The organism is Cyanobacteriota bacterium, from assembly GCA_025054735.1.
Taxonomy (GTDB): Bacteria; Cyanobacteriota; Cyanobacteriia; order SKYG9; family SKYG9; genus SKYG9.
This window is the reverse complement of sequence record JANWZG010000076.1, coordinates 1-11,374: the sequence shown is the minus strand read 5'-3', so window position 1 is coordinate 11,374 and position 11,374 is coordinate 1. Positions and strand designations below refer to the sequence as shown.

Sequence of the window (11,374 nt, the reverse complement as noted above, 5' to 3'; positions counted from 1 at the left end):
CTGTTCCTGATGGCTATCATGCTCATACCCATTGCTCCTGGTCTGGCTGGTCGCTTAGGGATTGGAGAAACCATCATGCCCTTTTAGACTACAACCATATCGGTAAGGAGTACAGTCATCCCAGATTAGAAAGAGACACTTGTAAAGAAGAGCATCCTAGTTTGTAATGACGAATTAGTTAATAGTCACGACTACCTCATCACCTTCAGTGATGATCTAGGACAGAAATGCCTACTCTACGAACAGTCAGATGTACAGCTATATCGGGTAGCGGATGTAGAAGCTGGCAAGGTAGTACCCTTGTGGTAGCAGATGGCAGCAGCAAGCAAATACAAAATCACAAGTCTTGTTAGGCCTAGCCCTGGTCACAGGGGAGGAGGCGCTGGGGCAGAGCTAAACTGAGGAAGACGGAGAAATAGCCCTGGCTGCGCATACTTCTAGTCAAGCATAGCGGAGTCCGACTGCCTTCTCACCACCTAGCCCTGTACTTGCGTAAAGGAACCAAGGACAGGGCTGTACCTAGCTTGAGGAATTTTTGTCTGTTTTCTCTGGCAACAGAGCCTTTACCCGCGCTTGAATTTGACGATGACGTTCCACACCTTCAAAAGCAAAGCGATTGTATCCACTGCGCTGGATTAATGCTTCTAGATAAGCAACTCGATCCGTGGTAACTGGGTGGGTAGATAGCCAACTAATAGGCGCGCCAGGATTTTCCTTAGCTACAGTCACCATGAGATTCCGCAAACCATCCGCTGCGTAGTCGCCTGACACTAACACACGAGTACCCAAAATATCGGCTTGCCGTTCCATCTCTCGGCTATAGTCTAAAAGTACCAAAGTTGCCAAGGTATCACCTAGGGGAAGCAATTGCGCTAAGTTCCCCAATAGCGTTGCCTGGGTAATGATTTGGAAACTGTGGGATAAGACTGCATGGGAAATCTCATGGCCCAGCAAACCTGCCAGTTCTGCCTCAGACTCGGTTTTCAAAATAACACCAGAGTTAACAAAAATCTTGCCCCCCGGCAAGGCGAAGGCATTCAAATCTGGGTCATTGACCACATAGAACCGATAGTCAAACTCGTTACGGCCACTTAACCGCGCTAATCGTTGTCCAACCGTGTCTACGTAGTTGAGAATATCTGGATCATCCACCATGGGTAACTGTTGGCGTAACTCTTCGGCAATACTAGTTCCCATGCCAGTTTCACCTTGCAACACAAAGGCCAAGGTCTGCAAAGCGTTCAGCGGGCCAAAAATGCTACCAGTCACCGCGTAGGATAAGGCTCCGGTGAGGATGCCCGCGATTGTGTTTCCCGTTATTTGCTCCTGCAAGGCACCTTGGAAGCGCCCAAAATACTGCTCAGCTTGCTGCGCTAAACTTGGGGCATCGGGATGATTAGGATTCAGTGTGGCAAATTGACGAGCAGCGATCGAAGCTTCTAGCCACTTTTCCATATCCACCAGCAGCGCCACCTTTGCCTTAGTCAGTTCCGGTTCATTGGGATATAGCGACACACCCCGCTCCAACACCTCCAGTGCTGCTTCCTTTGTGTCATACTTCTGCAACACTTCGGCCCGCCGCACATACCCAGGAATAAAGTTAGGCTCTCGCTCAACCAATAGTCGCGACCCCACTATAGCCTTGCTTTCTAGCCCTCGTGCCAACCCATCCTGCACCTCACGCCAGAATACTCGACCTGCGGGTGATAATTGCTCTGGATCCGTAAAGGGAGTAGGCAATGTGGACACCTTGGTTGGTGCAAAGTCTGGCTTAACAGAGCGATAAATTTCTGCTGCTGCCGCTCGATCACCAGCTAGAAACAAGCGATCAGCCTCAATCAGCTTCTGGAAACGCAGATCCTGCGCTGATACCGATGGTTCACCCAGTGGAGGAGAATTAGGCTTGACATCTTGAGGATTACCATCTGGTGTAGGTGACGGCGGCGCGATCGCAACCGTAGGTTTCAGTTGCACCCAGAGAATCGCAACACAGGTCAACAGCGCTAAACCAATAGCAACTAGTCGTCGCTGCAAGGCAGCGTGAAGTTTATAAATTGATCGCCAACGACTCCATCCTAAACGCAGTATCATAGATCACCTCAAGGGAATGTGGTCTGACCAACGCCTAGCGACCACTAGTTTCAACGTTGGCTGTACGGGTACTAGGTAACGATAATGGGTGTATTGTCGCAGCACCAGCATGAAAGTTCCACTCTGGTGGATAAAAATTAAGCCTAACCAATTCTTAAGGTAAGGCCGTGGGTTCCGGAATTTCCCATCGCAGACTGGAACATTAGGGGTGTAGACGTTCAATGCACGGTCATGAGTATGGTAACTAATTCAGATAACGCTAATGTTGCTCCCTTGAGTCAAGAAGACTGGCTTGTCCTTAGTGAGTTGTTTCAAAGTGCTAGCCAAGAGGCGATCGCCCAGATTGAGCCAAAGTCCACCCTAGGCAAGCCTGCCAGTAAAAAGCAACCTAAGCACCATGGAAGCTAATATCACTAGGAATAGCTTCGTGATACTGGTATTCGTTAATATTGCTGGAACCAGTCCTTAACAATTGCTGATAGCGGCAAGACCAATGCTAATGCTTGCACTGATACTTAGCACTACTGGTACTTGTACTACTTGTACCTAGCGCTATTAATACTTAGTGCTGTTGATCATGGGGTTTTTTGCTAGCTTTGACCTAGTGTTAGTGGACGAACTGTACGTAAATATCCACTCGGTTAGTTTGGTTTAGCGCTCTATCCACTGAACCAATAGAGTCAATAGAGACGTTATAATCCTTTACAGTTCGTAATTGTGTTGGCCTGAATGTTTTGTTCTCAGACTTAACTCTTTGGGACTCAACATTCGGACTCGACAACTTGTGCAACTAACCTGCAATTGTTAAGGATTCATTATGAGCAACCCCTTGCTGCATTCTTTCTTTTTGGGTAGAGCCTTAGCAGAGGCGATCGCAGAACAGCTTGAGCATACACTAACCGATGTCCTTAGCGAGTTGGGAAAGTTTGACGCTGAACAACGGGAACGTCTGCGTCAATTTACTGAGCAAGTTATCGCCAGAGCTAACCAAGCAGAGTCAGCAGCCGTAGGCACTCGCAGTAGCAACCTAGCTACAGTCAATAACCCAGCCGATCTTCAGGCAACGATCGATGACCTTCGTGCTGAGGTTGCTCGCTTGCGCTCAGAACTTCAGCAATACCGAAATCGCCTGTCATCTAACCCCTAGCTGATGACTGTATTCGCGATCGTTAACCCTAACCCCACGGCTGAGGTAGATTAATCCTCGACTACTGCCCTAAGTTTTCATCCATAAAGAATAGTTGCTGAGTATCACGTGTCAGTCTCTAGTCAGTCTATTTCCATTCCTCAACCGAACGATCGTCTAGTGACCACAGAATCGTCACTCACGCTTGAACCGTCGTTAGCAAAGCCTCAGCCTGCTAAGATCTACCGCTGGAACCGAGAACACTACTCTCCCCTGCGTCGTCGCATTGATATTTGGTCAGTTGTGTTGCGGCTGCTAGTTGAGTCCTGGCTGAATAGTCGCAGATGGAGCTACATTGGCGGCATGACCGATGCAAAAAAAACTGCTCGGCGCAAAGCCCAAGCCCTCTGGTTACGAGAATCACTCCTAAACTTAGGACCTACATTTATCAAGGTGGGACAGCTATTCTCTACTCGCGCCGATATTTTGCCACCTGAGTATGTGAATGAGTTAGCAAAGTTGCAGGATCAAGTCCCTGCCTTTAGCTATGACCAAGCTAAGAAAATCCTTCTAGAAGACCTCGGTAAGCCAGTCCACGAGCTATTTTTTAGCTTCGATCCCGTTCCCTTAGCAGCCGCCAGTCTGGGTCAGGTGCATCGGGCAAAGCTGCACTCTGGTGAAGAAGTCGTCGTCAAGATTCAGCGGCCCGGACTTAAGCAGTTATTCCAGATTGATTTAGCTATCTTAAAAGTTATTACCCAGCGTTTCCAGGAAAATCCACCCGACTGGGCCAAAGGCATTGAATGGATGGGCATCTATGAAGAATGCTACAAGATTCTATATGAAGAAATTGACTATTTGAATGAAGGACGTAATGCAGACGAGTTCCGTCGCAATTTTCGAGATCAAGACTGGGTAAGGGTACCTCGTGTTTACTGGCGTTACACCTCAAGCCGGGTATTGACACTAGAATACCTACCGGGGATCAAAATTAGTCAGTATGATGCGTTAGAGGCAGCAGGCTTAGACCGACGTACGATCGCAAATCGAGGTGCTGAAGCCTATCTCCAACAGATTTTACGCAATGGCTTTTTCCATGCTGATCCCCATCCTGGTAACATTGCGGTTGCTCCTGATGGAGCCTTGATTTTCTATGACTTCGGTATGATGGGCCGCGTAAAGTCGATTACGCGAGAAAAATTAGTAGAAACCATGTTTGGGATTACCCAAAAAGATGCCGATCGCATCATCAGGGCGCTAATCGATCTAGATGCCCTTGTACCCGTAGAAGACATGGGGCCAGTGCGGCGCTCTATTCAGTACATGTTAGATAACTTTATGGATCGTTCCTTTGAAGAGCAGTCAATCGATGAGATTATTGACGATCTTTACGAAATTGCCTACGGACGACCTTTTCGCTTCCCTGCAACCTTTACCTTTGTCATGCGGGCATTTTCAACCCTCCAGAGCGTTGGTCAAGGTTTAGATCCAAATTTTAACTTTGTAACGGTTGCACAACCTTTTGCACTTCAGCTTATGAACGACAGCAATTCCACTAACCAAGCAGGATTTTTGAACGAGTTAAGTCGTCAAGCATTACAAGTTGGTAACACAGCTCTTGCATTACCCCGCCGAATTGAAGATACACTAGATAAATTAGATAGGGGTGATATTCGAGTTCGGGTTCGATCGACCGAAACAGACCGACTAATCCGTCGCCTAGGTAATGTCAATATGGGCACTAACTATACGTTGTTAGTGGGCACGTTTACATTATCAGCAACCGTTTTAGTTGTGAATGGCATGGTTTGGTTGGCAGCGGTTTCTGCATTGGCTGCATTGGTATCCGCAATTGCCTTGATTCGCTTGTTAATTCGTCTTGATCGGTATGAAAAAAACCCGTAGTATCTGGTAATTTCTTTAGGCAGTCACGACCAACGAACGTATGAAGCGGCTCTTCACCGGTTTAACGGATCCAGGTTTAGTCCGTTCCGTAAACCAAGATGCATACTACAACGACCCTCAGGGACGCTTTTTCATCGTGGCCGATGGTATGGGCGGTCATGCTGGTGGACAAGAAGCCAGTCGCATAGCATTTGAGACAATTCGAGACTATTTGGAGGCTAACTGGGACAGTTCTGAAAGTTCTCCTGATTTACTCTACTCTGCCCTAATGAAGGCTAATCAGGCCATTCTTCAGGATCAACGATCGCACCCTGAGCGAGCTGATATGGGCACAACAGCAGTCGTGGTCATATTCAGAGAAAATGACCAGCCTTGGTGCGGCCATGTGGGAGACTCGCGACTGTATCGATTACGCGGCTCTCGCCTAGAGCAACTGACTGAAGACCATACTTGGGTAGCACGGGCACTCAAGCTAGGAGAACTCACTGCTGATCAGGCTAAGGTGCATCCCTATCGACATGTGCTCTCTCAGTGTTTAGGTCGAGAAGACTTGGCTCAGATTGATGTGAGGTCCTTTGAAGTGCAGGCTGGCGATCGGCTATTACTCTGTAGTGATGGACTGACTGAAGAACTGGCCGATACGGCGATCGCTGCTAGCCTCAAATCTATTCGAGTTTGTGAGAAAGCAGCCGTCGCTCTGGTGAATGCGGCAAAGGAGAAGGGAGGGCGCGACAACATTACGGTTGTTGTGATTGCAATCTACGGTCTCAGCAACGCCGATAGTTGAGCTTTAGAGTTTACAGTAAGTCACTACTTTGGCGCTGAAGCCTCTACTACAGGGCAAGACGCTATCTTAGAATTGAGCTGTGACGTTTCACTAGATTAATGAACGGCATTTCCAAGTCATTGGCATGATCGTGCTATGATAACTAATCGTGAGTTTGATGGGTCGGTGCCCGAGTGGTTAATGGGGGCGGACTGTAAATCCGCTGGCTATGCCTACGCTGGTTCAAATCCAGCCCGGCCCACCACACGGTTGTAATTGTCAGTTGCATATTAGTTGCATGTAGTGACAGTCACAGTGCCCGTATAGCTCAGGGGTAGAGCACTTCATTGGTAATGAAGAGGCCTCGAGTTCAAATCTCGATACGGGCTTTGGGTTTCAGTTAAATGATGTCAGCGGTAAAACGTTAGGTTTGCTCATACTCAGAGTTTCTCACTTACCTGGCTACTTCACACTTTGAGATAGACTAGCCAGGGTACTTGTAATAAGCGTTTAAACCCTGACTGCTAGCGCTAGTTGCTATCAAGTTCTAACCTTTTCTTCGCATTCACACAACCCTTGCAGCCTACACACTAGAATAGGGTCGGTTGTTGTCTTACCGCCGTAATGGTTTGCAATCGTAACCCCTACCTTCAGGGTCTTATCAGATTTTTCTCCCTAGCTCTAGTGACAGCTAGCACCAGTATGGCACCTGCCTATTCTGCTCCAGTTCGCCTCGACCGAACCCTTGAGTGTGAGCTGTTGATTGCAGGGGGCGGCTTGGCTGGATCAGCAGCAGCCTATGAAGGGCTGTTAGCAGGGCGAACAGTCTGCATGACAGAGATTACTGACTGGGTAGGTGGACAAATTTCGTCCCAGGGTACCTCAGCATTGGATGAACGCCCAACTCAGCGTCGTCGCTTGTTCTTTGCTCGTGGATACTTATCCTTTCGCGATCGCATCCTAGCTGTCTATGGCGGTGTGGATCCCGGCAATTGCTGGGTTAGTAGTCACTGCTTTTTACCTCGTGATGGACATGCAGTCTTGTGGGAAAAGTTACAGGAAGCTGAAGTTAAGGGTGGCGGCACGTTGATCTGGCTGCCCAATACGGTCATTAAAGAGCTGGAGATTGCCCAAGTGGGAGGGCCACCAACTGCCGGTGGCGAGCAAATTCAAGGGGTGATTGCCATTCAACACCGTCCTCAACCCAATACACCACCACTCAACACCGAACCACTATCACAGACTATCACTGATGCTTATACCTATGCTGACTCATCCCGCTTCCAGAAGACCATTATCCGACTAGTGCCCAAGCCACCTACCCCTGATAGGGTGCGATCGCCGGACATTCCAGCATGGTATGTAATTGATGCTACAGAGACCGGTGAACTGATTGCCTTAGCCGATGTGCCTTACCGCCTAGGTATTGATGCCCGATCGCCCTGGGAACCATCTGCTGCTAGCGAAACTCCCTTTCCTTACTGCACCCAAGGTTTTACTTACACGTTTGCTATGGAGGCCATGGCAGATCCTCAGCCTCAGACGATGCCCGATTTTTATCCCCAATATGCCCCTTACTACAGCTTTGAGCAGTCCCGCTTTGCCCGTGTTGAGGATCTGTTCACCTATCGCCGCATCTACAGTCCACCTGGACAGCAAGCACCTATGGGCAGGTTTGGGGTTATGGATCCGGCTCCAGGGGATATTTCGATGCAGAATTGGACGTGGGGTAACGACTATCGACCGGGCACCGCGAAGGATAACCTGATTTTGAGCCGTAATCAACTTCAGGCCAGTGGGCAGTTGCAACCAGGGCGATGGTTAGGAGGATTGCGAGTAGAGACCCTCCGCAAGGGAGAAGAGGCTGCGATCGGCTTCTATTACTGGCTAGTAGCAGGCACTACTGATTCCCAATTGGGAGAGGGTGTGAAAAAGCCAGACCCGCGCTATCGCTACCTAGCAGGTCTAGAGTCGCCCATGGGCACTGCGCACGGATTGTCTAAATATCCTTACATGCGAGAGGTGCGGCGAATTATTGGTCGGCCTGCTTGGGGCCATCCCGATGGGTTCACTATCCATGAAGTAGATATTACCCAGAATCCCTTTGCAGACACCTACTACCAACAATTGCCGCCGAGCCTCTATCGTAGTCTTGGTGTTGCTCTTAGTGGCATAGAAACGATTCCTCGCATTCAAAGTAATCAACCACTAGAGCCAATACGGTTGCGCCACCGGGCTAGCATTTATCCCGATTCAGTGGGCATTGGGCACTACGCGATCGACTTTCATCCCTGCATGACGGAACATCCTCCTGAAAAGCCAGGAAACACAGAGCGAGCAAGTGTGCGCCGGGCAGAAGTTGGTGGCAAGGTTGCCTATCCCTACCAGATACCACTGCGTGCCATGATTCCCCAGCGGATTGATAATCTGTTGGTGGCGGGGAAGGCGATCGCAACTAGTACGATTGCGGCTGCTTCTTACCGGGTGCATAGCTTTGAGTGGTCGTCTGGCGCTGCTGCTGGGGTAACAGCAGACTTTGCACTCACAGAGGGTATTCCTCCCTATCAGCTTGTGGATGACTTGCCTCGCCCAGAACCTAAACTAGAGGAACTTCAAAAACGCTTAGTTCAGCAAGGAAATCCTATTGCCTTCCCAAACACCTCCATTTTTAATAACGACTGGTCAGAGTGGCAATAACACGATAGCTTAAGTGAATATCTCTGGAATGCTGATCAGCCACGTGCTATGGGCGACTTTTTTCTGCTGCGCTACGGGACTGAGATTTTGGTGAGAACTGGGGAACATCTACTGCTAGTAGGTATTGCGATGATCATCGCCCTACTGCTAGGTATCCCCCTCGGTATCCTGATTACCCGCCAACCCTATCTATCAGCCCCTATTCTGGGTACTGCCAATGTGTTACAAACTATTCCTAGCCTCGCAATGTTTGGCTTCCTGCTTTCAGTGCCCTTGCTAGGTGGTATTGGTAATACGCCAGCGATCGTTGCCCTTTGTCTTTATTCCCTATTACCTATCATTCGCAACACCTATACGGGCATTATGGGAGTAGATCTAGCCGTGCGAGAAGCTGGACGGGGGATGGGCATGACTGACCACCAACTCCTGCTACAAGTTGAGCTACCCTCGGCAACGGCAGTGATTCTCGCTGGGGTTAGGGTAGCAACAGTGATTGCTATTGGCATAGCTACTATTGCTCCTGCGATCGGTGCGGGTGGTTTAGGAGTGTTCATCTTTCGTGGCATTGCTGTAGTCAATAATCAGTTGATCTTGGCAGGTGCGGTTCCTGCGGCTCTTTTAGCACTGGGTGCCGATTTAGCGATCGGGTGGTTAGAGCAACGACTCACTGTTCAACACAATGATACAGAGCCTAGATAAGAGCTAGAGTATAGGCACATTCAATTCACCATTATTCTTGGCTGGAGTTACCCCTATGCTGTCTCCTGATCTGACATTGCATCAAGAGTTACCTAGCAGTGAGGAATTGCCTGACTCGGATGATACACCTGTGGATAATGAAGACCAAAATTGGATTCCTAACTTGTTGTTGTTTCTGTTGAACCATATCTGGCGCGATCGCCAAGATTGGTACTTTGCCGTTGATATGGGCATCTATCACACCACTGGTAATAATCCCAGAGTTCCTGTAGTACCCGATGGCTTCCTGAGCCTTGGCGTACCTCGTCGCAAAGCAGGCAAGTCTCGTCGCAGTTACGTTACCTGGGAAGAAAACTACATTCCGCCCATCCTAGTGGTGGAAATTGTGTCTCATACACCGGGCGGCGAATATGACGAGAAGATGGCTATCTATGCCAAGCTAGGCGTGCTGTATTATGTCGTTTACAATCCAGAGTTCTGGCGCAGGGATGGTCAACTCCCCTTCGAGGTTTATAAGCTTGTGAATGGAACCTACCAACTTCAAATTGGTGAACCATATTGGATGCCAGAGGTTGGTCTAGGTATTGGACGCTGTGTGTTGCCCACTGACCCCTTAGCACGGGAAGTGTTGAGCTGGTATGATCACCGAGGTCAGCGTTATCTGGATGCGGCTGAAACTGAGCGCCAGCGGGCTGAAACTGAGCGCCAGCGGGCTGAGACCGAGCGCCAGCGGGCTGAGACCGAGCGCCAGCGAGCTGATTACTTGGCCCAGCGTCTACGTGAATTGGGCGAAGAGATTTAATTTAACAAACTTACACCCATCTGATCTGGACTAGATGCTATACTTCGGCACTGCTGAGAGCAGGAATCTTTTGGCATGATTACTACTACAAAGAATGGCGGACAGTTAACATCAGATCATCCGGTACGATATTCCATTCAGGTGAACTGTTAGTCATGATATGGCTTGTAAAGGCATCAGTGGTCTAAAAAAAACGTGCTGGTAGGTAGTAGCTCGACATGACGGTGATGAAAGCACAGGTTAACTCGACAACAGATGACCGCCTAGCAGTAGTTAAAGTTACCAATTTACACAAGGCTTATCGCACTGGCTTCTGGTTAAATCAAGTTGTTATTTCTCTGAAAAATCTCTCTCTTGAAGTATTTCAAGGAGAAACGTTTGGTCTGCTAGGGCCAAATGGTGCAGGCAAAACTACACTATTAAAAATCTTGCTAGGCGTTGTGAATCCTACTAGGGGAAGTGGCTCTCTGTTAGGGATGCCATTGGGCGATCGAGCTGTTCGTCAGCGTGTTGGCTACTTACCCGAAAATCCCTACTTCTATGACTATCTTACAGCTTGGGAATTGCTGAAATTTACAGCGGGTCTGTTTCAAATTCCCTCAGATGTACAGCGACAGCGCATTCCCCAGCTAATTGATCTGGTGAAGTTGTCATCAGCTACAGCCCACAAAAAACAACTCCGGCAATATTCTAAGGGAATGCTGCAACGGGTGGGTTTGGCACAGGCATTGATCAACGACCCAGAAGTTGTATTTCTAGATGAGCCAATGTCTGGCTTAGATCCGCTAGGACGTTACCAGATTCGAGAAATTGTGCTGTCTCTGAAGGCTCAAGGTAAAACAATCTTCTTTAACAGCCATATCTTGGCTGATGTGGAGCAGATCTGCGATCGTATCGCTATCTTGGCACAAGGAGATTTGATTTACACCGGAGCTATTAATCAAGTCCTTATAGGCGACAATCGCTATCGCGTCACTATTGATGGCGGTAACCCAGAAGTTTTAATGCAATGGCTACCTGATTTAACCTCGCATGATGGTCACTGGCACGGTCATCTCTTGGGTGATCCCTGCGAGTTTTTAGCTAGCCTCAAACTGATGGATGCTCAATTGATTAGTATGAGTCGCGATCGCCTCTCCCTCGAAGAGTTTTTTGTCAACCAACTCCAACAACGGGGCATCCAAACCAGTCAGTAGGTGATGATTGTCAGGTTTAGATGTTAGTATAGTAGCTGCTTGCTGGTGTAGCTCAGTTGGTAGAGCAGCTGATTTGTAATCAGCCGGTCGCA

The 11,374-nt window shown here is 48.7% G+C and carries 9 protein-coding genes and 2 tRNA genes; 10 read left to right on the top strand and 1 reads right to left on the bottom strand.

Annotated elements, in window-relative coordinates:
* Positions 1 to 519: 519 nt before the first annotated feature.
* Complete coding sequence (locus NZ772_05570; GenBank protein ID MCS6813027.1) at positions 520 to 2,091, bottom strand: M48 family metallopeptidase; 1,572 nt, start codon at positions 2,089 to 2,091, stop codon at positions 520 to 522.
* 237 nt (positions 2,092 to 2,328) lie between these two features.
* Here NZ772_05570 and NZ772_05565 point away from each other — a divergent pair, with 237 nt between their 5' ends.
* From NZ772_05565 to NZ772_05520, 10 genes are all read left to right on the top strand, one after another.
* Positions 2,329 to 2,499 (top strand): hypothetical protein, encoded by a 171-nt coding sequence (locus NZ772_05565; GenBank protein MCS6813026.1) that lies wholly within the window; start codon positions 2,329 to 2,331, stop codon positions 2,497 to 2,499.
* A 409-nt stretch (positions 2,500 to 2,908) separates the two neighbouring features.
* Positions 2,909 to 3,238, top strand: coding sequence for a hypothetical protein (locus NZ772_05560; GenBank protein MCS6813025.1), 330 nt, complete (start codon positions 2,909 to 2,911; stop codon positions 3,236 to 3,238).
* A gap of 159 nt (positions 3,239 to 3,397) precedes the next feature.
* A complete protein-coding gene (locus NZ772_05555; GenBank protein MCS6813024.1) occupies positions 3,398 to 5,122 on the top strand; it encodes an AarF/ABC1/UbiB kinase family protein in 1,725 nt (574 codons plus the stop codon).
* Between the two features lie 40 nt (positions 5,123 to 5,162).
* Positions 5,163 to 5,909 (top strand): Stp1/IreP family PP2C-type Ser/Thr phosphatase, encoded by a 747-nt coding sequence (locus NZ772_05550; GenBank protein ID MCS6813023.1) that lies wholly within the window; start codon positions 5,163 to 5,165, stop codon positions 5,907 to 5,909.
* 159 nt (positions 5,910 to 6,068) lie between these two features.
* Positions 6,069 to 6,153: transfer RNA gene (locus NZ772_05545), tRNA-Tyr, on the top strand.
* Positions 6,154 to 6,205: 52 nt separating this feature from the next.
* Positions 6,206 to 6,277, top strand: a tRNA-Thr gene (locus NZ772_05540).
* A 313-nt stretch (positions 6,278 to 6,590) separates the two neighbouring features.
* Entirely contained in the window at positions 6,591 to 8,585 is a 1,995-nt protein-coding gene (locus tag NZ772_05535; protein ID MCS6813022.1) for an FAD-dependent oxidoreductase, read from the top strand.
* Between the two features lie 48 nt (positions 8,586 to 8,633).
* Complete coding sequence (locus NZ772_05530) at positions 8,634 to 9,284, top strand: ABC transporter permease (GenBank protein ID MCS6813021.1); 651 nt, start codon at positions 8,634 to 8,636, stop codon at positions 9,282 to 9,284.
* A gap of 55 nt (positions 9,285 to 9,339) precedes the next feature.
* Positions 9,340 to 10,086, top strand: a complete 747-nt coding sequence (locus NZ772_05525; protein MCS6813020.1) for a Uma2 family endonuclease — start codon at positions 9,340 to 9,342, stop codon at positions 10,084 to 10,086.
* 227 nt (positions 10,087 to 10,313) lie between these two features.
* Positions 10,314 to 11,282, top strand: a complete 969-nt coding sequence (locus NZ772_05520; GenBank protein ID MCS6813019.1) for an ABC transporter ATP-binding protein — start codon at positions 10,314 to 10,316, stop codon at positions 11,280 to 11,282.
* Positions 11,283 to 11,374: the final 92 nt, after the last annotated feature.

Excerpts from the sequence above, each read along its gene's own strand:
- NZ772_05570 (MCS6813027.1), bottom strand. The coding sequence starts at position 2,091 with ATGATACTGCGTTTAGGATGGAGTCGTTGGCGATCAATTTATAAACTT.
- NZ772_05565 (MCS6813026.1), top strand. The coding sequence starts at position 2,329 with ATGGTAACTAATTCAGATAACGCTAATGTTGCTCCCTTGAGTCAAGAA.
- NZ772_05560 (MCS6813025.1), top strand. The coding sequence starts at position 2,909 with ATGAGCAACCCCTTGCTGCATTCTTTCTTTTTGGGTAGAGCCTTAGCA.
- NZ772_05550 (MCS6813023.1), top strand. The coding sequence starts at position 5,163 with ATGAAGCGGCTCTTCACCGGTTTAACGGATCCAGGTTTAGTCCGTTCC.
- NZ772_05535 (MCS6813022.1), top strand. The coding sequence starts at position 6,591 with ATGGCACCTGCCTATTCTGCTCCAGTTCGCCTCGACCGAACCCTTGAG.
- NZ772_05530 (MCS6813021.1), top strand. The coding sequence starts at position 8,634 with ATGGGCGACTTTTTTCTGCTGCGCTACGGGACTGAGATTTTGGTGAGA.
- NZ772_05525 (MCS6813020.1), top strand. The coding sequence starts at position 9,340 with ATGCTGTCTCCTGATCTGACATTGCATCAAGAGTTACCTAGCAGTGAG.
- NZ772_05520 (MCS6813019.1), top strand. The coding sequence starts at position 10,314 with ATGAAAGCACAGGTTAACTCGACAACAGATGACCGCCTAGCAGTAGTT.